General features: G+C 71.1%; 17 protein-coding genes and 1 pseudogene. 15 read left to right on the top strand and 3 right to left on the bottom strand.

The window, feature by feature from the left end; all coding sequences use genetic code 11:
* Positions 1 to 311 precede the first annotated feature (311 nt).
* Positions 312 to 1,904: a phosphoglycerate dehydrogenase gene (serA, locus tag ABZW18_RS29955; protein WP_356193487.1), complete on the top strand. Its 1,593-nt coding sequence runs from the start codon at positions 312 to 314 to the stop codon at positions 1,902 to 1,904.
* 196 nt (positions 1,905 to 2,100) lie between these two features.
* Positions 2,101 to 3,216 (top strand): RNA polymerase subunit sigma-70, encoded by a 1,116-nt coding sequence (locus ABZW18_RS29950; RefSeq protein ID WP_356193485.1) that lies wholly within the window; start codon positions 2,101 to 2,103, stop codon positions 3,214 to 3,216.
* 119 nt (positions 3,217 to 3,335) lie between these two features.
* Here ABZW18_RS29950 and ABZW18_RS29945 read toward each other — a convergent pair whose 3' ends face one another.
* Positions 3,336 to 4,640 (bottom strand): helix-turn-helix domain-containing protein, encoded by a 1,305-nt coding sequence (locus ABZW18_RS29945; RefSeq protein ID WP_356193482.1) that lies wholly within the window; start codon positions 4,638 to 4,640, stop codon positions 3,336 to 3,338.
* 214 nt (positions 4,641 to 4,854) lie between these two features.
* Between ABZW18_RS29945 and ABZW18_RS29940 the strand changes: the two genes are divergently transcribed.
* From ABZW18_RS29940 to ABZW18_RS29930, 3 genes are all read left to right on the top strand, one after another.
* The gene (locus ABZW18_RS29940) at positions 4,855 to 5,781 is read left to right on the top strand and encodes a proline dehydrogenase family protein (RefSeq protein WP_356193479.1); all 927 of its coding nucleotides are present in this window, start codon (positions 4,855 to 4,857) and stop codon (positions 5,779 to 5,781) included.
* Between the two features lie 49 nt (positions 5,782 to 5,830).
* Positions 5,831 to 7,462, top strand: coding sequence for an L-glutamate gamma-semialdehyde dehydrogenase (pruA, locus tag ABZW18_RS29935; RefSeq protein WP_356193476.1), 1,632 nt, complete (start codon positions 5,831 to 5,833; stop codon positions 7,460 to 7,462).
* A gap of 386 nt (positions 7,463 to 7,848) precedes the next feature.
* Positions 7,849 to 8,010, top strand: coding sequence for a hypothetical protein (locus ABZW18_RS29930; RefSeq protein ID WP_356193473.1), 162 nt, complete (start codon positions 7,849 to 7,851; stop codon positions 8,008 to 8,010).
* Between the two features lie 52 nt (positions 8,011 to 8,062).
* On the opposite strand, the gene ABZW18_RS29925 is transcribed toward ABZW18_RS29930, so the two are convergent.
* Entirely contained in the window at positions 8,063 to 9,682 is a 1,620-nt protein-coding gene (locus ABZW18_RS29925; RefSeq protein WP_356193471.1) for a metallophosphoesterase family protein, read from the bottom strand.
* Positions 9,683 to 9,812: 130 nt separating this feature from the next.
* On the opposite strand from ABZW18_RS29925, the gene ABZW18_RS29920 reads away from it, so the two are divergent.
* From ABZW18_RS29920 to cimA, 8 genes and pseudogenes are all read left to right on the top strand, one after another.
* A complete protein-coding gene (locus ABZW18_RS29920) occupies positions 9,813 to 10,850 on the top strand; it encodes a 3-isopropylmalate dehydrogenase (protein WP_356193468.1) in 1,038 nt (345 codons plus the stop codon).
* Between the two features lie 402 nt (positions 10,851 to 11,252).
* Positions 11,253 to 12,356, top strand: coding sequence for a branched-chain amino acid aminotransferase (locus ABZW18_RS29915; protein WP_356193466.1), 1,104 nt, complete (start codon positions 11,253 to 11,255; stop codon positions 12,354 to 12,356).
* A gap of 350 nt (positions 12,357 to 12,706) precedes the next feature.
* The gene (gene ureA, locus ABZW18_RS29910) at positions 12,707 to 13,426 is read left to right on the top strand and encodes an urease subunit gamma (protein WP_356193464.1); all 720 of its coding nucleotides are present in this window, start codon (positions 12,707 to 12,709) and stop codon (positions 13,424 to 13,426) included.
* Positions 13,423 to 15,129, top strand: a complete 1,707-nt coding sequence (locus ABZW18_RS29905) for an urease subunit alpha (RefSeq protein ID WP_356193461.1) — start codon at positions 13,423 to 13,425, stop codon at positions 15,127 to 15,129. The genes ureA and ABZW18_RS29905 overlap by 4 nt, the downstream gene beginning before the upstream one ends.
* Positions 15,130 to 15,246: 117 nt before the next feature.
* Positions 15,247 to 16,290 carry an agmatine deiminase family protein gene (locus ABZW18_RS29900; RefSeq protein ID WP_356193458.1) on the top strand — a complete coding sequence of 348 codons (1,044 nt, stop codon included), beginning with the start codon at positions 15,247 to 15,249 and terminating at the stop codon, positions 16,288 to 16,290.
* 13 nt (positions 16,291 to 16,303) lie between these two features.
* Positions 16,304 to 16,912 carry a TetR family transcriptional regulator C-terminal domain-containing protein gene (locus ABZW18_RS29895; protein ID WP_356193456.1) on the top strand — a complete coding sequence of 203 codons (609 nt, stop codon included), beginning with the start codon at positions 16,304 to 16,306 and terminating at the stop codon, positions 16,910 to 16,912.
* A 59-nt stretch (positions 16,913 to 16,971) separates the two neighbouring features.
* Positions 16,972 to 17,521 (top strand): annotated as a pseudogene (locus tag ABZW18_RS29890) (MFS transporter); the annotation flags it as partial.
* Between the two features lie 309 nt (positions 17,522 to 17,830).
* The gene (cimA, locus tag ABZW18_RS29885; protein WP_356193454.1) at positions 17,831 to 19,447 is read left to right on the top strand and encodes a citramalate synthase; all 1,617 of its coding nucleotides are present in this window, start codon (positions 17,831 to 17,833) and stop codon (positions 19,445 to 19,447) included.
* Positions 19,448 to 19,530: 83 nt separating this feature from the next.
* Here cimA and ABZW18_RS29880 read toward each other — a convergent pair whose 3' ends face one another.
* Complete coding sequence (locus ABZW18_RS29880) at positions 19,531 to 20,145, bottom strand: YceI family protein (protein ID WP_356193451.1); 615 nt, start codon at positions 20,143 to 20,145, stop codon at positions 19,531 to 19,533.
* 260 nt (positions 20,146 to 20,405) lie between these two features.
* Between ABZW18_RS29880 and ABZW18_RS29875 the strand changes: the two genes are divergently transcribed.
* Together ABZW18_RS29875 and ABZW18_RS29870 are read left to right on the top strand one after the other, a co-directional pair.
* A complete protein-coding gene (locus tag ABZW18_RS29875) occupies positions 20,406 to 22,820 on the top strand; it encodes a polysaccharide lyase 8 family protein (RefSeq protein WP_356193449.1) in 2,415 nt (804 codons plus the stop codon).
* A 174-nt stretch (positions 22,821 to 22,994) separates the two neighbouring features.
* On the top strand, positions 22,995 to 23,257 hold a 263-nt coding region (locus ABZW18_RS29870), incomplete at its 3' end, for a carboxyl transferase domain-containing protein (RefSeq protein ID WP_356193446.1).

The raw sequence follows: 23,257 nt of genomic DNA, 5'->3' as shown, positions 1-23,257 counted from the left end.
GCCGGGGGGGGGGGGGGGGGGTGTGGTGGGGGGGGGGGGGGGGGGGTGGGGGGGGGGGGGGGGGGGGTGGTGGGGGGGGGGGGGGGGGCGGCGCCCCCCCCCCCCACGCCCGGCGGGGTTGTCCATGGCGTCCAGCCACGACCGGGTGATCCTTCCGTAGCGGCACAAGACGTTCCGGCCACCGCCCGTACACTGCTTACACAAGCGCGTCAGGCTCACAGCGTCGTGCGTCTTCCACGCGGCTGCCCCCTTCACCGCCTTCGGCCGTCGGGACGGCCGTCCGCCAGGGACTAGTGAGGACTGAGGACCACGTGAGCCCGAAACCTGTCGTACTCATCGCTGAAGAGCTGTCGCCCGCCACCGTCGAGGCACTGGGCCCGGACTTCGAGATCCGGCACTGCAACGGTGCCGACCGTGCCGAGCTGCTCCCCGCCATCGCCGGTGTCGACGCGATCCTCGTGCGCAGCGCGACCAAGGTCGACGCCGAGGCCATCGCCGCCGCCAAGAAGCTCAAGGTCGTCGCCCGCGCCGGCGTCGGCCTGGACAACGTCGATGTGTCCGCCGCCACCAAGGCCGGCGTGATGGTCGTGAACGCCCCGACCTCCAACATCGTCACCGCCGCCGAGCTCGCCTGCGGCCTCCTGGTCGCCACCGCCCGGAACATCCCGCAGGCCAACACCGCCCTGAAGAACGGCGAGTGGAAGCGCAGCAAGTACACCGGCGTGGAGCTGGCGGAGAAGACCCTCGGCGTCGTCGGCCTGGGCCGTATCGGCGTGCTGGTCGCCCAGCGGATGTCCGGCTTCGGCATGAAGATCGTGGCGTACGACCCGTACGTCCAGCCCGCGCGCGCCGCGCAGATGGGCGTCAAGCTCCTCACCCTCGACGAGCTGCTCGAGGTCTCCGACTTCATCACCGTCCACCTCCCCAAGACCCCGGAGACCGTCGGCCTCATCGGGGACGAGGCGCTGCACAAGGTCAAGCCCGAGGTGCGGATCGTCAACGCCGCCCGCGGTGGCATCGTCGACGAGGCGGCTCTGGCCTCGGCGCTCAAGGAGGGCCGCGTCGCGGGCGCAGGCCTGGACGTCTTCTCCAAGGAGCCCTGCACGGACTCCCCGCTCTTCGAGTTCGACAACGTCGTGGCGACCCCGCACCTGGGCGCGTCGACCGGAGAGGCCCAGGAGAAGGCGGGCATCGCGGTCGCCAAGTCCGTACGGCTGGCGCTGGCGGGCGAGCTGGTCCCGGACGCGGTCAACGTCCAGGGCGGAGTCATCGCCGAGGACGTCAAGCCCGGCCTGCCGCTCGCCGAGAAGCTCGGCCGGATCTTCACCGCCCTGGCAGGTGAGGTCGCGGTCCGGCTGGACGTCGAGGTCTACGGCGAGATCACCCAGCACGACGTCAAGGTGCTGGAACTGAGCGCCTTGAAGGGCGTCTTCGAGGACGTCGTCGACGAGACGGTGAGCTATGTCAACGCCCCGCTGTTCGCGCAGGAGCGCGGCGTCGAGGTCCGGCTGACCACCAGCTCGGAGTCCCCGGACCACCGCAACGTGGTGACCGTGCGCGGCACCCTCGCGGACGGCGAGGAGGTCGGGGTTTCCGGCACCCTGGCCGGCCCCAAGCACCTCCAGAAGATCGTCGCCGTGGGCGAGCACGATGTCGACCTGGCGATGGCCGACCACCTGGTCTTCCTGCGCTACGCCGACCGCCCGGGCGTCGTCGGCACCGTGGGCCGCATCCTCGGCGAGGCGGGTCTCAATATCGCGGGTATGCAGGTGTCGCGTGCGCTGCCGGGCGGCGAGGCGCTGGTCGTCCTGACGGTGGACGACGTCGTCCCCGCGCCGGTGCTCACCGAGATCGCCGAGGAGATCGGCGCGGCCTCGGCCCGTACGGTCAACCTCCAGGGCTGACCCTCCGTACGCCCCTGGGCCCGGCTTCCGCTTTCGCGGGGCCGGGCCCTTGTGCGTGTCCGAACGTCCTGCGCCGCTCCGGGGGCGTGCACCCGGTGGAGGACCGTCGACGACCGGTGCCTGCCGACCGGGGCCACGGATCCCGGGGCGTCGACGGGGCGACCGATGAGTTTCCCCGCCGCCGATCGTCATATCGGTGAAGGTGCCGGCCGGCTACGGCCGGTGGATCGTGGACGAGAGCGGAGGGAAGATCGTGAGCATGGTCGAGGCCGGGGCGAAGCAGAGTGAGGCGAGCGCGGAGGTGGCTGCTGCGCAGGCGGGCGACGAGTCGGCATTCTCCGGACTTGCGGAGAAGTACCGGCGCGAGCTGCAGGTGCACTGCTACCGGATGCTCGGCTCACTGGAGGAGTCGGAGGACCTGGTGCAGGAGACGTTCCTGCGCGCATGGCGCAAGCGCGAGAGCTATCAGGGGCGCTCCACGTTCCGTGCGTGGCTGTACAGGATCGCGACGAACGCATGCCTGGACGCCCTCGCGCGCTACCCTGCCGCGCGCCGGGCGGCGCCGGCGGCGGCTCCGGGCGTGGCGCCGCCGCCCCCCGTAGCAGTCGCCTGGCTCCAGCCGTACCCGGACCGGCTGCTGGATGCGGTGGCGCCGCGGGACGACGAGCCGGACGCCGTGGTCGTCGCCAGGGAGACGATCGAGCTGGCGTTCCTGGCCGCCATTCAGCATCTGCCGCCGAGGCAGCGGGCGGTGCTGATCCTGCGGGATGTGCTCGGCTGGTCGGCGAAGGAGACGGCCGAGCTGCTCGAAGCGAGCGTCGCCTCGGTGAACAGCGCGCTGCAGCGGGCGCGGCCGACGCTCAAGACGCACCTGCCGGAGCGCCGCCTGGAATGGGGATCGTCCTCCGGTCCGAACGAGGAGGAACGCGCCGTCCTGCAGCGCTACATGGACGCCATCGAACATGCCGACGACGCCGCCATCGGCGAACTGCTGCGCGAGGACGCGCGGGTCGGCCAGCAGCCGGGGGCCGGCGGTCACGTCGGGTCGGAGCCCGCCTGGTACGAGGGGCGGGAGACGGTCATCGAGGCCTGGGCGCCGGCGCTGCACGGCCCCGAGGCGGTGGACTTCCGGTTCCTGCCCACCCGGGCCAACCGGCAGCCCGCGGCGGCGACGTACATCCGGGCGCCGGGAGGCTCCGAGTACCACGCGTTCGGGCTCGCCGTCCTGCGGATCGAGGACGCGGCGGTCGCGGAGGTCACGGTCTTCACCCCCGGCATCTTCCCGGCGTTCGGCCTGCCCGCGACGCTGTGACGGCTGGACGTCGGGGGATGGACGACGCCCGTCGTCCGGCGACGGGCGGCGGGCGGCGGAAGCCGCGTCCACCGACGGCGCCCGCGGCTCGCTCCGGTCCCTCGCGCGGGCGCCGACGGTCAGTGATCCGCGGCCGCAGCGGGCGCCCGGAGCCGGGCCGCCTTCAGGGCCATGTGCAGCAGCAGCCGGTCCTCGCCCTCGTCCAGGTCCAGGCCGGTGAGCTTCTCCACCCGCGACAGCCGGTAGTACAGCGTCTGCCGATGGATCGCGAGAGCCGCCGCCGCCCGGCCCGCCTGCCCCGCGCAGTCCAGGAAGACCTCAGCGGTGTGCGCCAGTCCGGCCCGCTGCGGTTCGAGGAGCGGAGCCACGGCGGAGTCCGGGGCGCCGGCCGGAAGCCCGGTGAGCATCCGGTACGGACCGATGGCCGGCCACTCGGCGACCGGTCCCAGCCCCGCGTCCGCCCGCGCCGCGCGGGCCGCGGCCACCGCCTCGGGCCACGCGGCGGGCAGCTCGTACAAGTCCCGGCGCGGGCTGCTGATACCGGCCGTGGCGCCGGACGGCCCGGCCGCCCTCGCCTCCGTCGCAGCGCGGCCCGCCGCCGGCGCGCCCGGTGGGCCGGATCCCGCGCCCGCCCGGGGGGAGCGCAGCAGCCGCTGCGCGGCCGTGAGCGCCGGTTCGAGGACTGCCATCGCGCGGAGCCGGACCAACGCGGCCACGGCGTCCGCCCCGGCGGACTCGGTGGGAAGGACGCACATCGCGGCCACCCCCGGCTGCCCGGCGAGCGCCGAGCCGGGGCCCTCGGCGACGGCCCGGTCGTCGGTCTCGCTGAGCCACGGGGTGACGGCGACCAGCGTCAGCGGTCCGTCCGCCGTGGCGCCGAGCGCGTGCCGCAGGTCCGCCGCCGCCGCGTCCCGGCCGGCCGGCGGACCGGTGAGCAGATCGCGCAGCAGCTCGCCCACCTCGGCCCCGGCCCGCGCCTCGGCCGCCAGCAGCCCCCCGATGCGGGAAGCCGTGTCCATCGCCTGCGCCAGCCGCGGGTCCGGCGGCACGCCCGCCCCGCCGGTCTCCAGGACCGACAGATGCCCGTCGTCGAGCAGCCAGACATAGCCGTGGACGATGCCCCGATGGCGTACGGGCAGACAGATGCGGCCCATCAGCACCCCGGCAGCCGGATCCGGCGGGATACGGACCGGCCCGGTGGCACGGGCGATACCGAACGCCTCGAACCACGCCCGTACGGCCGCGGTCGAGCGGCGGTGCAGGATCGAGCGCGTACGGACCGGATCCATGGCCGGTTCGCCGTCGTCGCCCTCGCTGTCGTGCGCACCGAACGCGATCAGCCCGAAGTCACGGTCCTCCAGGGTCGCCGGTGCCCCGAGCACCGCTGAGATCTCGTCCACGAGCTGCTGGTAGTCGCCGCGCATCCGCCGCTCTGATCCCTTCGTGCCGTACGTGCCCGGCCGCGATCCACGGCCGGAATCCATTCTCATACAACTGTCTGAGATCCGGGCCACGGATGCGTGACAGCTGTCGATGGCTCACGATCCGAGCGATCCTTAGGTTTCACGGTGGTTCTCCGTGCCGTCGCGGGGTGTTCCGTCTTCGGCTCTTTCGTCGTCCTCATCGTGGAGGTGCCCCGTGCTGGGTCCCGTGCTCCTCGCCGCAGCGCGCAGCGACAGCATCCGCCGTATCGTCTCGGCCGCGCCGGTCACCCGCCCGGTGGTGAATCGCTTCGTCGCCGGTGAGCGCCTCGACGAGTCGATGGCGGTCGTACGCTCGCTGGCCGCTCTCGGCCTGGAGGTCACGCTCGACCACCTCGGTGAGGACATCACCGATCCGGTGGAGGCGCTGCGCAACCGCGACGCCTACCTCGCGCTCGCCGAGGCGCTGGGCGCCGAGGCCCTCGGCGCACGCGCCGAGATGTCGGTCAAGCTCTCCGCCTTCGGCCAGGCGCTGCCCGGCGGCCACGATCTGGCACTGGCCAATGTGGCCCCGGTGGTCGAGGCGGCGGCCGCGGCCGGCACCACGGTCACCCTCGACATGGAGGACCACACCACCGTCGACTCCACCCTCGCCATCCTCGGCGAGCTGCGGCAGCGCTTCCCGCAGACCGGCGCCGTGGTGCAGTCCTATCTCTTCCGTACCGAGGACGACTGCCGCGCGCTCGCCGGGGAAGGATCACGGGTGCGACTGGTCAAGGGCGCCTACAAGGAGCCCGCCGCCGTCGCCTTCCAGGACAAGCGCGAGGTGGACCTGGCGTACGTCCGCTGCCTGAAGATCCTGATGGCCGGACTCGGCTACCCCATGATCGGGACCCACGACCCGCGCATGGTAGCCATCGGCCAGGAGCTGGCCCGCCGCGGCGGCCGCAAGCTGGACGAGTACGAGTTCCAGATGCTCTACGGCATCCGCGAGGCGGAGCAGCTGAGGCTGGCGGCCGAAGGCCACCGTATGCGGGTCTACGTCCCATATGGCACAGACTGGTATGGCTACTTCATGCGGCGGCTCGCGGAGCGCCCGGCCAACATGGCGTTCTTCCTGCGCTCGCTCGCCACGCGCGGCTGACGCCCCCCAACGGTTCCCGACCCCACGATCGAAGGAGACAACGGCCACCATGGACGCTGTGACCCAGGTCCCCATGCCGGTGAACGAGCCGGTGCACACCTACGCGCCCGGTACCCCCGAGCGGGAGCGGCTCGAGGCCAAGCTGAAGGAACTGGCCGACAACCCCATCGACCTGCCGATGACCATCGGCGGCGAGAAGCGGATGGCCGGTGGCGAGCGCTTCGACGTGGTCCAGCCCCACCGTCACTCCGCGCGGCTCGGTACGTACGCCAACGCCACCGCCCAGGACGCCCAGGACGCGGTCGACGCCGCCCTGGCCGCCGCCCCGGCGTGGCGCGAGCTCCGCTTCGACGACCGTGCGGCGATCATCCTCAAGGCCGCCGAGCTGCTGTCCGGCCCGTGGCGCGAGACCCTCGCCGCCGCGACGATGCTCGGCCAGGGCAAGACCGCGCAGCAGGCCGAGATCGACACTCCCTGCGAGCTGATCGACTTCTGGCGCTTCAATGTCCACTTCGCCCGCCAGATCATGGCCGAGCAGCCGATCGCGAACTCCCCGGGCGTGTGGAACCGCAGCGACCACCGGCCGCTCGAGGGCTTCGTCTACGCGATCACGCCGTTCAACTTCACCGCCATCGCCGGCAACCTCCCGACCGCGCCCGCGCTGATGGGCAACGTCGTGGTCTGGAAGCCGTCCCCGACCCAGACCCTCGCCGCCGTGCTGCTCATGGAGCTGCTGGAGGAGGCCGGTCTGCCGAAGGGCGTCATCAACCTGGTGACCGGTGACGGCAAGGACCTCTCCGAGGTGGCCCTGAACCACCCGGATCTGGCCGGCATCCACTTCACCGGCTCGACCAGGACCTTCCAGTACCTGTGGAAGACCGTCGGCAACAACATCGAGAAGTACAAGACCTATCCGCGGCTCGTCGGCGAGACCGGCGGCAAGGACTTCATCGTCGGCCACCCGTCGGCCGACCCGGGTGTCCTCAAGACCGCGATGACCCGTGGCGCGTTCGAGTTCCAGGGCCAGAAGTGCTCCGCCGCCTCGCGCGCGTACGTCCCGCGCTCCCTGTGGGAGAACGGGCTTCGCGAGGAGTTCGCCACCGAGGTCGACTCCCTCGCCGTGGGCGATGTCACGGACCTGTCGAACTTCATGGGCGCCGTCATCGACGAGCGGTCCTTCGCCAAGAACAAGGCGGCGATCGAGCGGGCCAAGGCCGACCCGACGGTCGAGGTCGTCGCGGGCGGTACGTACGACGACAGCGAGGGCTGGTTCGTCCGCCCGACGGTCCTGGTCTCCACCGACCCGGAGAACGAGATCTTCAAGGACGAGTACTTCGGACCGATCCTCGGCGTCTTCGTCTACGAGGACGAGAGCTACGACGAGATGCTCCAGCAGATGGAGTCCGCCTCGGCGTACGGCCTGACCGGCTGCGTCATCGCCCAGGACCGCGCCGCCGCGGCGGCCGCCTGCGATGCGCTGCGCTTCGCGGCGGGCAACTTCTACATCAACGACAAGCCGACCGGCGCTGTCGTCGGACAGCAGCCCTTCGGCGGCGGCCGCGCGTCCGGCACGAATGACAAGGCCGGCGCGAAGCAGAACCTGATGCGCTGGACCTCGACCCGCTCCATCAAGGAAACCCTGGTCCCGCCGACGGACTACCGCTACCCGCACATGGGCTGACCTGCGGCCCTGCGATGACGAAGGTCCGGCGCCCGCGATGGGGGCGCCGGACCTTTGCCGTTCGCGGTGGCGGTACGCGGGGAAGGCCGCCGTCAGGCACGCATCGGTCCCGAGCGCGAGTGGCCGACCCCCTTACGTGTGATGTTCGCCGTCCGCGTCTCAGATACTAGGAAGTCCGAGTAATTGGGCAGACAGCGCGGCGCGGCTGTCCTAGCTTTGTAGAAGCCGAACGTCTCGCTTGATCCAGCGATCGGCGGGTGAGCACTGGTGCTCCTGTGCAGGTAACCCCTGCCGCACCGCAGCCCCGCCTCTTCCGGCGATCCGATCCATCCGATCCGCATGAGCTCGGGGATCTTCTTTTCGCTCTGGCATTGGAGACGTGCACCATGAACGAAACCGCCCGCAGGGTCCGCCACTCCGCCGCCCCCCGTAGCCTCAACGGCGCGGGAGGTACCCCCATCGCCGACAGCACGGCCCGGAAGAACGCCGCCGCCGCACTCCAGCGGGCACTGGACCGCCGGGACAACGGCGGCGCCACCGGGCACTGATCACCTCGAGGCCGCCCCGGGGGTCAGCCCGGAGTCACGCCGAGGTGCGGAGTCACGCCGAGGTGCGCACGACGTCGAAGGCGTCGATGCGCTCTCCGCTCTCCGCGAGTGCCGTGACCTTCAGCTTGGGACGCGCACCGGGCTCCGCCTCCACCGCGAGGAAGGAGAAGCCGGTGTAGCGGACCCGTGACCACTCCACTGTGTCCGGGTCCGGCAGCTTCGACTTCGTCCAGTGGAAGGTCAGGATGTGGTCGCGGTCGTTCACGTGGCCCTCGTAGCTGTCCGGCACGCCCAGGCCGAATCCGTAGAGGTCCTTGCCGGCGCCGCCCGCGGTGACGTACACGATGCCGTCGCGGGTGGAGTCGGTGGTCGAGCCGATCGGGACCGGCTTGCCGACCTCGCCGCGCTTGATGGCGTCGGTCCGCTCGTAGACATGGTTGTGGCCGTTGATCACCAGGTCGACCTGGTGCTTCTCGAAGAGGCCCACCCACGCGTCCCGCACTCCGCCGTCCGAGGCGTGCGTGCTGGTGGAGTACGCGCAGTGGTGGAAGAAGACCACGATGAAGTCGATCCCGGACTGCGAACGCAGCTGCGCCAGGCGCTTGTCCAGCCACGCGGTCTGCTTGCCGTCCGTGCAGCCCTGGTTGGCCGGGATCTCGTAGCTGACGTCGTTCGCGTCCAGCGCGACCACGCCCACATTGCCGTACGTGAAGGAGTAGACGCCCGGGGCGCTCGACGCGTCGGGGCCGTTCTCCGGGAGCGACCAGCGGGCGGACTGGCCGCCGTAGCCGTTGGGGGAGTACCAGGCCTCCATGTCGTGGTTGCCGGTGGTCACCATCCACGGCACGCTCGCCGCGACCGACTCCGTCTGGGCCAGGAACTGGTCCCACACCCGGGCGTCGTAGGTGTCCGACTCCTCGCCGTGGCCGGAGGAGTCCGCGTAGCAGATGTCCCCCGCGTGCAGGTGGAAGGACGGATTCTGGCCGAGGATCAGCTGGTCGTTGGCGAGCGCGTCGTAGCTCACCCCCTGGTCGCCGAAGGCGGTGAAGACGAATTTCTCCGCGTCCGCCGGGGCGGTGCGGAACGAGCCGATCGTCGACAGCCGGCTTGCCTCGACCGGGTCGAAGCCGTCGTGTCCGACGCCGTAGTAGTACGTGGTGCCGGGGCGGAGCCCGTCCAGCGCCGCGTGCAGGTAGTACTGGTCGACGGCCGGAAGCTTCTTCGACAGCGACGGGGTGTGCAGATCGCGCACCTCCGCCTCGAGCTTCCGGCTCAGCTCCCAGGGCTTGAGGCCCACGCGTATGTACGGCCGCTTGACCGCGAACGGGACCTGCCAGGAGATCCTCATCTGGCTCTTCGGGTCGGCGCCGAAGGCGAGGTGCCGGCCGAACGGCGCGACCAGCGAGCCGTCGACCTTCGCCGTCGCGGGCGCGGTGACCAGGGTGGGGGTGCCCGCGCTGGCCGTGCCGGACCCGGATCCCGCGAGCAGTCCGACGCCACCGGCCGCCGCCGCGGTGGCCGCGCCACCGCGCAGGACGCGGCGGCGGGAGAGCTTGCTGCGCAGGTATTCGTGCTGCTCCGGCATGCTCATCCGGTTCTGCAGGTGCTCCGGAATGCCGACCCGTGGGGTGTGGGGGGATACGGGGGACGTCCCCCGTGGGGATGCGGTCATGCGGAATAACTTGCCAGTAACGTCCAACTCCCCGCCATACAGCGGGTGAACGGAATTCGACCGAAGGATCACCTGTCCGCATGACGGACATCGCGTGTCGATCCATGGGACGGAGAGTAGGCTGCGGAGCATGTCTCGCAGCATCGATCTCGCAGTGATTCCCGGTGACGGCATCGGCCAGGAAGTCGTGGCCCAGGGCCTGAAGGTCCTCTCCGCGGTGCTTCCGCAGGATGTGAAGCTGGAGACCCGGAACTACGACCTCGGCGCCAAGCGCTGGCACGCGACCGGCGAGACCCTTCCCGACGCGGATCTGGAGTCGCTGAAGACGCACGACGCCATCCTGCTCGGGGCGATCGGGGACCCGTCCGTGCCGTCCGGTGTGCTGGAGCGCGGGCTGCTGCTCAAACTCCGCTTCGCCTTCGAGCACTTCATCAATCTGCGCCCGTCGAAGCTCTTCCCGAACACCGCGAGCCCGCTGGCCGGCCGCCCCGACATCGACTTCGTCGTCGTCCGTGAGGGCACCGAGGGGCCGTACGTCGGCAACGGCGGCTCCCTGCGCACCGGCACCCCCGCCGAGGTCGCCACCGAGGTCAGCCTCAACACGGCCTACGGCGTGGAGCGGGTCGTCCGTGACGCCTACGAGCGGGCCGACGCCCGTCCCCGCAAGAAGCTGACGCTGGTCCACAAGAACAACGTGCTGGTGCACGCCGGTCATCTGTGGAAGCGGATCTTCGACGCGGTCGGCGAGGAGTACCCCGAGGTCACCACCGACTATCTGCACGTGGACGCCGCGACGATCTTCTTCGTCACGCAGCCCGAGCGGTTCGATGTGATCGTCACCGACAACCTCTTCGGCGACATCCTCACCGACCTCGCAGCGGCCGTCACCGGCGGCATCGGCCTCGCCGCCTCCGGCAACATCAACCCGACCGGCGCCTTCCCGTCGATGTTCGAGCCGGTGCACGGCTCCGCGCCCGACATCGCGGGCCAGGGCAAGGCCGACCCGACGGCGACGGTCCTCTCCGTCGCGCTGCTGCTCCAGCACCTCGGATACGCGGACGAGGCGGCCCGTATCGAGGCCGCCGTCGCGGCGGACCTCGCCGAACGGGCCGGCGCCCGTACCACCGACGAGATCGGTGACGCGCTCGCGACCCGAGTATCCGGCTGACCTGCCGGGAGCCCTGCCGCTCACCGGCCTCCGTCCCGCATCCCCCGGCTACCCCCGGGGCACCGGGACGGGGGCCGCTGCGCCGTACACACCGCAACCACCAGCCGACCCGGCCGGTCAGTGACACATCCCGCGGCTGACTCCCGCCCAGCACCCCTACCGCCCCGTCAAGGGAGGGCAGTGCGCCCCCCTCCTCGGCGACTGGGCAACGGCGGGAGCGGATGCGACCATCGACCCTGGGCCGCGCTGCCAAGCCTGCGCGGATGCACGGTTTCCCCTCTGCGGCACGATTCGCGATAATCGGACACGAGGCCGCACCTCGGGGGGATACTCGGACGTCCTAGCAGCGCCGGAGGTGAAGCGTGCGGTCCGCCACGACCTCACGGTGAAGGACACCCAGTTATGACGACGCCCTCGATCGAGCTCAAGCCCGCCTCGCACCCGCTCTCCGACGCGGAGCGCGGGGCGATTCTGGACCGCCCCGGCTTCGGGCGGCACTTCACCGACAACATGGTGACGATCAAGTGGACGGAGGGCCGCGGCTGGCACGACGCGGAGCTCGTGCCGTACGCGCCGCTGTCGATCGACCCGGCCAACATGACGCTGCACTACGCGCAGACGATCTTCGAGGGGCTGAAGGCCTACCGCCAGCCCGACGGCAGCATCGCCACCTTCCGGCCGGAGCAGAACGCCCAGCGCTTCCAGTCGTCCGCCCGCCGGATGGCGATGCCCGAGCTGCCCGTCGAGACCTTCATCGCGGCCTGCGACGCGCTGGTGACCCAGGACAGGGCATGGGTGCCGAGCGAGGGTGAGCAGTCGCTCTACCTGCGGCCGTTCATGTTCGCCACCGAGGTCGGGCTCGGCGTGAAGCCCGCCAACGAGTACCTCTTCATGGTCATCGCCTCGCCCGCCGGCGCGTACTTCCCCCGCGGGGTGCAGCCGGTCTCCGTGTGGCTCTCGGAGGAGTACGTCAGGGCCGCCCCCGGCGGCACCGGCGCCGCGAAGGCCGGCGGCAACTACGCCGCCTCCCTGGTCGCCCAGAAGCAGGCCGCCGACCAGGGCTGCGACCAGGTGGTCTGGCTGGACGCGATCGAGCGCCGCTGGATCGAGGAGATGGGCGGCATGAATCTGTACTTCGTGTACGGCCAGGAGGACGGCACCCGGCGCATCCTCACCCCCGAGCTGTCCGGCTCGCTCCTCCCCGGCATCACTCGCGCCTCACTGCTGCAGATCGCCGAGGACCTCGGATACAAGGTCTCCGAGGGCCGGATCTCGGTGGAGGACTGGCGGAACGGGAACGCGAACGGTTCGCTGACCGAGGTCTTCGCGTGCGGTACCGCGGCCGTCATCACCCCGGTCGGCTCGGTGAAGTCGGCACGGGCGGACTGGACCGTGGGCGACGGACAGCCGGGCGAGGTCACGATGAAGCTCCGCAGGGCGCTGCTGGACATCCAGACCGGCGCGGCCCCCGACACCCACGGATGGATGCACCCGCTGGGCAGCTGACGCTTCCGCCGAGGCGGAAACAGCAACACAACAGCAACAGCAACACCTCACCAACAGCATCACGCACAGCCGGAAGGCCCGTACCCACGATCCCGGGTACGGGCCTTCCGGCTCTGCTGCGCCGCGCCGCGCCGCGGGCGGGCCGGACCCGGGGAGCGGGGTGAAGCCGGCCAGGCGGGCACAGGTTCTCCTTCCGCGCGGGCCGGGCGGAACGGGAGCCGCCCACGCCACGTACCGGCGGACCTCCCTCCGTCCGGAGCGCCGGTCGGCACCGTCGAGGCTTCCCGTTCGGTCCGCTCGTGGTTAGAGTGCCGTTCTAACTGTTGGATCACGGCTTGGAGGTGCGGCGGATGCGGCTGACCCCGACAGAGCGCGACCGGCTGCTGCTGTTCGGCGCCGCCGAGCTCGCGCGGGCGCGCCGGGCGCGCGGGCTGCGGCTGAACGTCCCCGAGGCGACCGCGCTCATCGCCGATACGGTCTGCGAGGCGGCCCGGGACGGGCTGCGCCTCGCCGAGGCGGTCGAGGCGGCGCGCCGGGTACTGGGCCCCGAGGACGTGCTGCCCGGAGTGGCCGACGTCGTCACCGAGGTGCATGTGGAAGCCGTCTTCGACGACGGCTCCCGGCTCGCCGTTGTCTCGGACCCGGTCCGATGGGGGGCGCCCGAGCCCGGGGAAGGATCGCTCGGGGACGCGGCGCCCGGAGCGGTGCTGCCCGGCCCTGCCGACGCCGATCCCGTACCGGCCGTCACGCTGACCGTACGGAACACCGCGACCGTGCCCATCAGCGTCACCTCGCACTTCCACTTCTTCGAGGCCAACCCGCGACTGGACTTCGACCGCGCCGCGGCGTACGGCATGCGGCTGTCCGTCCCCGCCGGGTCCTCCGTCCGCTTCGGCATCGGCGAAGAGACCGAGGTCGGCCTTCTGCCGGTCGGCGGCGACCGGATCGCGGTCGGCTTCGCCGGTCTGGTCGACGGCCCGCTGGACGCCCCGGGGGCGAAGGAGGAGGCGCTGCGCCGCGCCGCGGCCTGCGGCTATCTGGGGGCGCCCGCACCGGAGGAGAACCCGTGACGGGCATCGATCCGCATGAGTACGCCGCTGTGCACGGCCCGCGCGCCGGGGACCGGATGGTCCTGGGCGACTCCGGTCTGGTGGTGCGCGTCGAGTCCGACGCGCAGTCCCACGGGAACGAGTTCCTGGCCGGGTTCGGCAAGACGGCCCGCGACGGGCTGCACCTCAAGGCCGCCGCGGTGCGGGAGACCTGCGATGTGGTGATCAGCAATGTGGTGGTCATCGACGCGGTTCAGGGGATCAGAAAGGTCTCCATCGGGATCCGTGAGGGCCGGATCCACTCCATCGGCCGGGCGGGCAACCCCGACACCGTCGACGGTGTGGACGTCGTCGTCGGCACCGGCACGTCCATCGTCTCCGGGGAGGGCATGATCGCCACCGCGGGCGCCGTGGACACCCATGTCCATCTGCTGTCGCCGCGGATCATGGAAGCCTCGCTCGCCTCCGGTGTGACCACCGTCATCGGCCAGGAGTTCGGCCCGGTCTGGGGTGTCGGCGTCAACTCTCCGTGGGCGCTGCGCCATGCCTTCAACTCCTTCGACGCCTGGCCGGTCAACGTCGGCTTCCTCGCCCGCGGTTCGTCCTCCGACCCGGCGCCGCTGGTCGAGGCATTGGCCGAGGGCGGTGCCTGCGGCTTCAAGGTGCACGAGGACATGGGCGCGCACACCCGGGCTCTGGACACGGCGCTGCGGGTTGCCGAGGAGCACGATGTTCAGGTCGCCCTGCACAGCGACGGCCTCAACGAGTGCCTGTCGGTCGAGGACACCCTCTCGGTCCTCGACGGCCGGACGATCCACGCCTTCCACATCGAGGGCTGCGGCGGCGGTCACGTCCCCAACGTGCTGAAGATGGCAGGTGTTCCGAACGTCATCGGCTCGTCCACCAACCCCACGCTGCCGTTCGGACGGGACGCGGTCGCCGAGCACCACGGCATGATCGTCTCCGTTCATGGCCTCAAGACCGATCTGCCGGGCGACGCCGCCATGGCCCGCGACCGCATCCGCGCCGGCACGATGGGCGCCGAGGACGTACTGCACGACCTCGGCGCGATCGGCATCACCTCCTCCGACGCCCAGGGCATGGGCCGGGCGGGGGAGACCGTACGGCGTACGTTCGCCATGGCCGGGAAGATGAAGGCGGAACTCGGGCCGCTGGAGGGCGACGGGCCGCACGACGACAACGAGCGGGTGCGGCGCTACATCGCCAAGCTCACCATCAACCCCGCCCTCGCCCACGGCCTCGCCCATGAGATCGGCTCGATCGAGACCGGAAAGATGGCCGACCTCGTGCTGTGGCGGCCTCAGTTCTTCGGTGCGAAGCCGCAGTTGGTGCTGAAGTCCGGCTTCCCCGCGTACGGCGTCACCGGCGACCCGAACGCCGCCACCGACACCTGCGAACCGCTCGTCATCGGACCGCTGTTCGGCGCGCACGGAGCCACCGCGGCCGATCTGTCGGTGGCCTTCGTCAGCGCCGCGGCCGCCGCGGCGGGCTCTCCCGGCCCGGCGTTCGGTTCCATGCCCACCCGGCGCCGCCGCGTCGCCGTACGGGGCACCCGCGGTATCGGTCCCGCCGACCTCGTCCACAACTCCCGTACCGGCCAGGTGGAGGTCGACGGGCGGACCGGACTGGTCACGCTCGACGGCGCGCCGATGCGTTCGGAAGCGGCCGAACAGGTCTCGCTCAACCGCCTCTACTTCCTCTGACCCGCAGTACTCCGACCGCAGGACTCGACCGCAGGATTCCGCCCACAGCACTTCCCCCACAGCACTCCGACCACCCGCAGGACCAGGACCAGGGACCAGGACCGAGGATCTCCAGCGATGCCGAACACCCCTGCCGCCGACGGCTTCCGGATGCCCCCCGAGTGGGCACCGCACGACCGCACATGGATGGCCTGGCCAGGACCCAATCCCACCTTCGGCGAGGAGGGCGGCGAGACCCTGGCCGAGGCCCGCCGCGCCTGGGCGGCCGTGGCCCGCGCGGTCCGCCGCTTCGAGCCGGTCACGGTCGTCGCGGGCACCGGGCGGGCCGGTGGCGCCCGTGAGCTCCTCGGCCCGGGCATCGATGTCGTCGAGCGCCCGCTGGACGACGCCTGGATGCGCGACATCGGCCCGACCTTCCTCACCGGGGGAGGACGACTGGCCGCCGTCGACTGGGTGTTCAACGGCTGGGGCGCCCAGGGCTGGGCCCGCTGGGAGAACGACGCGCTGATCGGCGCGCATGTCGCCCATCTGGCCGGCGCCCGGACCTACACCACACCGCTGGTCAACGAGGGCGGCGGTATCCATGTCGACGGCGAGGGGACGGTGCTGCTCACCGAGACCGTCCAGCTCGACCCGGACCGCAACCCCGGCTGGACCCGGGCGGAGGCCGAGGCCGAGATCCACGCCCAGCTGGGCACGGAGCGGGCGATCTGGCTCCCGCGCGGACTGACCGCGGACTACGGGCAGTTCGGTACCCGCGGCCATATCGACATCGTCGCCGCCTTCGCCGGTCCTGGCGTGGTCGTGGTGCACACCCAGCCCGACCCCGGGCACCCTGACCACGAGGTCTCCCGGGAGGCCGCCGAGATCCTGGGGGCGGCCACCGACGCGCGCGGGCGGCGGATCGAGGTCGTGGAGCTGCCCGCCCCCACCGCGGGCCACGACGCGGACGGGCAGCCGGCCGACTACTCGTACGTCAACCACTACCTGTGCAACGGCGGCGTCGTGCTCTGCGGCTTCGACGACCCGATGGACGAGCGGAACGCGGAGATCTTCCGCCGGCTGTTCCCCGAGCGGAGGGTGACTCTGGTGGACGCCCGTACGATATTCGCCGCGGGTGGCGGCATCCACTGCATCACCCAGCAGCAGCCCACGGTGTAACGAGGAGGAACAGGTGCCCGGTCCTGCCCGTACGCCCCGCCGCCGGCACGACCGGCCACGTGAACAGGTCCTCGCCGCCGCGATGGCGACCATCGCCGAGCACGGGCTGGCGGAGCTGACCATGGCCGGGCTCGGCCGCCAGGTGGGCATGAGCAGCGGCCATATCCTCTACTACTTCGGCAGCAAGGACGAGCTGCTGCTCCAGACCCTGGAGTGGAGCGAGGGGCAGCTGGGTTCCCGGCGCCGGACGGAACTGGCCCGGCGCGCACCGGCCCGCGAGCGGATCGACGCCTTCGTGGATCTCTATCTGCCGGACGGCCGGCGGGATCCGCGGTGGACGCTGTGGCTGGAGGTGTGGAACAGCTCGCAGTCCGCCGACGACGACGTCCGCTTCCGCCAGCTCGAACTGGAGCTGGCCTGGCATCGCGACCTGGTCGTCCTGCTCGCCGAGGGCGCCACGCACGGCGAGCTGCGAGCGGTGAACCCGGACCGCTTCGCCGCCCGCACGCGCGCCCTGCTGGACGGCTTCGGCACCCAGCTGGTCGTGGGGCTGCCCGGCACGGACCGGCGCCAAGTGCTGGGCCATGTAGGGGAGTTCCTGGACGAGGCGCTGCTGCCGTAGCACCCCGCGGCACGCGGCACCCGGTTCCGGGAACACAAGGCACGCAAGTACGCGAGATCCTCTCCAACTCCGCCGGGCTGCCCAAGCAGACCGCGACCCTGGTCAGCTTCTGCGCGCTGTTCGTCTTCCTGTGCATCCAGCCGCTGGCGGGCATGCCGTCCGACCGGATCGGCCGCCGGCCGATGCTGATCACCTTCGCGGTCGGCTCCACCTTCCTCACCGTGCCGATCATGATGCTGCTCCAGCATGCGGGCTGCTTCTGGCCCGCCCTCGGCCTCGCGCTGCTCGCGCTGGTGGTCGTCACCGGCTACACCTCGATCAACGCCTGCGTGAAGGCCGAGCTCTTCCCGACCCGGATCCGCGCCCTCGGCGTGGCCCTGCCGTACGCCATCGCCAACGCGCTGTTCGGCGGCACGGCGGAGTATGCCGCCCTGTGGTTCAAGGACGGCGGCATCGAGTCCGGCTTCTCCTGGTATGTATGTGGCGGGCTGTGCGGCGGTCCCGCTCGTGGTCTACCTGACCATGCGGGAGACCGAGGACATCGACCTCGACCGGGTGGGCCGGGAGGCGGACCCCGACGCGGAGCGGGACAAGGTGCTCGCATCCTGAGACGAAAGGTGCACGGGGGCAGTTCTGTGCCAGACTGCCCCCGTGCTCTCGTTCGCCATGATTATTGGCAGCAGGCGCGCCGGTCCGCAGTGACCGCCCCGTAGGACCAGGTACGGAGCGGGCACAGTGTCCTTAGACCCGCGCGCAGACCTCTCGCACCCGCGAGAGGTTTTTTCGTTTCCCGGCCACCCACGCCGGACGCGGAGCGCAGGGGATCATTGGAGGACGGTGGAGCCGGTCTCCCCTTGCCTTCGTTCGGCACGGGGGACTCCAGGTAGACCGAGATCCCGACACAGGAGCCAGATCAGCATGACGGACGCAACCGGTCCCTCCCATCCCCCCGAGGACGCCTTCCACGTCTTCGACACCACGCTGCGCGACGGCGCGCAGCGTGAGGGCATCAACCTCACCGTCGCGGACAAGCTGACCATCGCCCGGCACCTGGACGACTTCGGCGTGGGCTTCATCGAGGGCGGCTGGCCCGGCGCCAACCCCCGGGACACCGAGTTCTTCGCCCGCGCGCAGGCTGAGATCGACTTCAAGCACGCGCAGCTGGTCGCGTTCGGCTCGACCCGCCGCGCCGGGGCGGTGGCCGCCGACGATCCGCAGGTGAACGCGCTGGTGGAGTCCGGCGCCCCGGTCGTCACGATCGTCGCCAAGTCCCATGACCGGCATGTGGAGCTGGCGCTGCGGACCACGCTGGAGGAGAACCTGGCGATGGTCCGGGACACGGTGGAGTACCTGCGGTCGCGGGGCCGCCGGGTCTTCGTCGACTGCGAGCACTTCTTCGACGGCTACCGCGCCAACGCCGGGTACGCCAAGGAGGTCGTCCGCACCGCCTACCGGGCCGGGGCGGACGTGGTGGTGCTCTGCGACACGAATGGCGGAATGCTGCCGGCCCAGATCCAGGCGGTCGTGGCGACCGTACTGGCCGACACCGGCGCCCGGCTCGGCATCCACACCCAGGACGACACCGGCTGCGCCGTCGCCAACACCCTCGCGGCCGTGGACGCGGGCGCCACCCATGTACAGGGCACGGCGAACGGCTACGGCGAGCGGGTCGGCAACGCCAATATCTTCCCGGTGGTCGCCGCCCTCCAGCTGAAGTACGGGCGCCAGGTGCTGCCCGAGGGCGCGCTGGCGGAAATGACCCGGATCTCGCACGCCATCGCCGAGGTCGTCAACCTCACCCCCTCCACCCACCAGCCCTATGTCGGGGTCTCCGCCTTCGCCCACAAGGCCGGGCTGCACGCCTCGGCCATCAAGGTCGACCCGGACCTGTACCAGCACATCGACCCCGAGCTGGTCGGAAACACCATGCGGATGCTGGTCTCCGACATGGCCGGCCGCGCCTCCATCGAGCTCAAGGGCAAAGAGCTGGGCATCGACCTCGGAGACGACCGCGAGCTGGTCGGCCGGGTCGTGGAGCGGGTCAAGGAGCAGGAGCTGGCGGGCTACACCTACGAGGCCGCCGACGCCTCCTTCGAGCTCCTGCTGCGCGAGGAGGTCGAGGGCAGGGCCCTCCGGTACTTCCGTATCGAGTCCTGGCGGGGGATCGTCGAGACCCGCCCCGACGGTACGCACGCGAACGAGGCCACGGTGAAGCTGTGGGCCAAGGGCGAGCGGATCGTCGCCACCGCGGAGGGCAACGGCCCGGTCAACGCCCTCGACCGGGCGCTGCGCGTCGGACTGGAGCGGATCTACCCGCAGCTGGCGAAGATGGAGCTGGTCGACTACAAGGTCCGCATCCTGGAGGGCAAGCACGGCACGGAGTCCACGACCCGGGTGCTCGTCTCGACGAGTGACGGCAGCGCGGAGTGGGCGACGGTCGGCGTCGCCGAGAACGTCATCGCCGCTTCGTGGGAGGCGCTGGAGGACGCGTACACGTACGGGCTGCTGCGCGCGGGCGTCGAGCCGCAGGACTAGGGCGGAGCGGACCGAAAGCAAACGCGCCCCTGCCGGGCCGAGGAGCCCGGCAGGGGCGCGGCTGTTCGCGGCCCGGCCGTGGGTCACGCCTGCGGCACGAACTTGATCGCGGAGATGTCGAAGTTCAGCTTGACCTTGTCGCTGACCATGACGCCGCCGGTCTCCAGACCCGCGTTCCAGGTCAGGCCCCAGTCGGAGCGCAGGATTTCCGCGCTGCCCTCGAAGCCGACGCGCTCGTTGCCGTAGACGTCGGTGGCGGCGCCGCCCAACTCCAGGTCGATGGTGAGCGGACGGGTGACGTCCTTGATGGTCAGGTCGCCGGTGACCCGGTAGATGTCGCCGCCGACGCGCTCGGCGGCGGTGCTGCGGAAGGTCATCAGGGGGAACCGCTCGGCGTCGAAGAAGTCGCCGCTCAGCAGGTGGCCGTCACGGTCCTTGATACCGGTGTCCACGCTGCCGATCTTCACGTCCAGGGAAGCGGTGGAGCGGGAGGCGTCGGTGCCGTCCAGGTGGAGTGTGCCCTCGTACTCGGCGAAGGAGCCGCGGACATTGGTGACCATGGCGTGGCGCACGGTGAAACCGATGCTGCTGTGGGCCGGATCGATGGTGTAGTCGCCGGTCAGGGCTTCGAGAGCCGGGTCCGCCTCGATGACGGCAGTGGCCGGGGCGTCGTTGGACTTGCGGTTGAACAGAGCCATGGCTCCTCCTCGGGACAGTTGATTTAATCTTCAACGAGATCGACCGTACCTCGATGTGGTTCAAGTTTCAACATCTTTCGGGTTCTCGATTTCCGGATCGCGGCCCCGAGCCGTGGGGGTGCCTTCAGCCACCTTCGGCGTCGTCTGTCATGGGCATTGCTGCGACGGTCGCGGAGTGCTAAACGAAGGAACGGTCGCCGACTGGTCTACGCCACCGCGACGCACGCACCCATCCATCGGGAGGACGTACCGTGCCGCCCATGCCCGCTTGGTCCCGCCGCGGATTTCTCACCGCCACCGGCGCGAGCACTGCCTTGTTCGCCCTCACCGCCACGGCGCGACCGGCTCACGCCGCCCCCCCGGCCCATGCCCCTCCCGGCATCCCCGGCAAGGAGTCGGGCGCAGAGTTCGACGCACTGCGCCGTCGGTGGCTCGACCTCCAACTCGGCACCGGCTACGACCCGGCCACCGAGCCGTACGCCTCCCGGCTGAGGGAGACCGGCGAACTCGCCCGGAACTTCCGGGCGTCCATGCGGCCCACCGACACCTCCCTCTGGCCCGACTGCCCCTTCGACCCGCCCGCCGGTATCACCCGCGGCTACGGCAGGCTCTCGACGATGGCGCAGGCCTACGCCCAGCCCGGCACCGGACTCACCGGCGACCCGGGCCTCGCGGCCGACGTCGTCAGCGGCCTCGATCACCTCGAAGCCCGGATCTACAACCCCTCCACCACGCGTTACGGCAACTGGTGGGAGTGGCAGATCGGCAGCCCCCGGCTGCTGCTCGACACGGTCGCGGTGATATACGACCGGCTCGACGACGTCCGGTGCGCCGCGTATCTGGCCGCCGTCGACCACTTCGTCCCCGACACCATGCTCGGCGACTACGCCGGCACCAGCACCGGAGCCAACCGCGTCGACCTCTGCCGCGTCGTCGCCCTGCGCGGCATCCTCGGCCGGGCCCCTGTCAAGGTCGCCCTCGCCCGCGACGCCCTCTCGCCCGTCTTCCCGTACGTGACCCGGGGAGACGGCCTCTACGCCGACGGATCCTTCATCCAGCACACCTGGGTCGCCTACTCCGGCACCTACGGCTACGTCCTGCTCGACGGCATCGGCCGGCTGCTCACCCTGCTCGGCGGATCGGACTGGGAGGTCACCGACCCGGCCCGGCAGATCATCTTCGACAGCGTGGAGAAGGCGTACGCCCCGCTGCTCTTCGACGGGCTGATGATGGACAGCGTCAACGGCCGGGCCATCAGCCGCGGTCCGCTCCTCAGCGACGAGCGCCGCATCATGCGCAGCGACCACTACCACGGGCATCTGCTGGTCGCCGCGGTCACGCTGCTCGGCGGCGCCGCGTCCGGCGCCGAGCGGCAGCGCTGGAACGGCATGGTCAAGGGCTGGATCGCCCGCGACACCACGAGCCCGATCCTCGCCGACCGCCAGTTCGACGTCGCGGACCTCTCACGGCTGAAGGCGGTCGCGGAGGGGCCGGAGGCCGCGACCCCCGAGCCCGTCGCCCACCGGCTCTTCCCGGCGATGGACCGGGCGGTGCACCGCCGCCCTGGATGGGCCGCCGGGATCTCGATGGCCTCCGACCGGATCGCGTACTACGAGAACGGCAATGGCGAGAATCCGCGCGGCTGGCACACCGGCGCCGGAATGCTCTACTGGTGGGGCCCGGGCCATGGCGGGCAGTACACCGATTCCTTCTGGCCGACCGTCGACTGGTACCGGCTGCCCGGCACCACGGTCTCCACCAAGCGGCTGGCCGACAACGAAGGCGGCGGGTGGGGCGAGCCGAAGCCCGCTGTGCGCTGGGTAGGCGGAGCGACGGACGGCGAGTTCGCGGCCGTCGGGCAGCATCTCAAGGGCCTCTCCAGCACACTCGACGCGAAGAAGTCATGGTTCTGCGTCGCCGACTCCGTCGTCTGCCTCGGCGCGGGCATCACCGGCCGGGACGGCACCGGCGTCGAGACGGTCGTCGACAACCGCAATCTGGGGGAGGTCGGGACAGCCGTACTCACGGTGGACGGAGTGCCGCAGCCGGGCGACCCCGGCTGGTCGGACACCTTCCCCCGCGCCCGCTGGGCCCATCTGGCCGGACACGGCGGCTACGTCTTCCCGCGCGGTGCCCGGATCGGCGCCCTGCGTGAGACCCGCACCGGTTCCTGGCGCGAGATCAACACCGGCAGCTCCCCGGTCCCGGTGACCCGGCGCTGGGTCACCCTCTGGCACGACCACGGCACCGATCCCGCCGACGCCTCGTACGTCTACCTGCTGATGCCGGGCGCGGGTCCGCGTACTCTCGCCGCCCGCGCCGCCGACCGGCGCTGGCTGACGATCCTGGCCAATACGGGGCGGCAGCAGGGCGTCGCCATCGGCTCGCTCGGCCTGACGGCGGTCAACTTCTGGCAGGGCGGTACGGCCGGGAGGCTGGCGGCCTCCGGTCCCGCGAGCGTGCTGCTGCGACGCCGGGGGCACACCGCGACGATCAAGGTCAGCGACCCGGCGCGGTCCGGGGCGCCGGTGGAGGTCACCTGGGCGCACCCGGTCCGCCGTGTCACGGCCCGGGACGAGGCGGTGAAGGTGCTCTCCACCGGGCGTTCGCTCCGCCTGCGGATCACTCCCGGTACCGCAGGACACTCGTATGGCTGTACGGTCTCCCTCGTGTGAACGCAGGGGGCATCTCAGGCCACGATTGTTGGGACTCCACAGCGCCAGAGTGCTCCAGTCGTGACTACTGGGGCGTAAAGGTGGTGGTTCTGTCCAAGGGTTCCAGGAAAACACGCCGGAGACTGTGAGAAGTCGACGGGCCTTTTTCGGGTGAGGCTTTCGTAGGGTCGTTACATGACCCTTCTCGACGAGACGCCCACCGAGGCGAGCGACACCCGTGGGCGGGTGGCCGAGCTGCACGCGATCCGTGAGGACGTCCTGCGCGGGCCGAGTGACCGGGCGACCGAGGCCCAGAAGGCCAAGGGCAAGCTGACCGCCCGTGAACGGATCGACCTCCTCCTCGACGAGGGGTCGTTCAACGAGGTGGAGCCGCTGCGCCGGCACCGGGCGACCGGTTTCGGGCTGGAGGCGAAGAAGCCCTACACCGACGGGGTGAT

Origin of the sequence: Streptomyces sp. NPDC004647, from assembly GCF_040609575.1 — a bacterium.
GTDB lineage: Bacteria > Actinomycetota > Actinomycetes > Streptomycetales > Streptomycetaceae > Streptomyces.
This window is presented reverse-complemented; position numbering and strand designations above follow the sequence as displayed.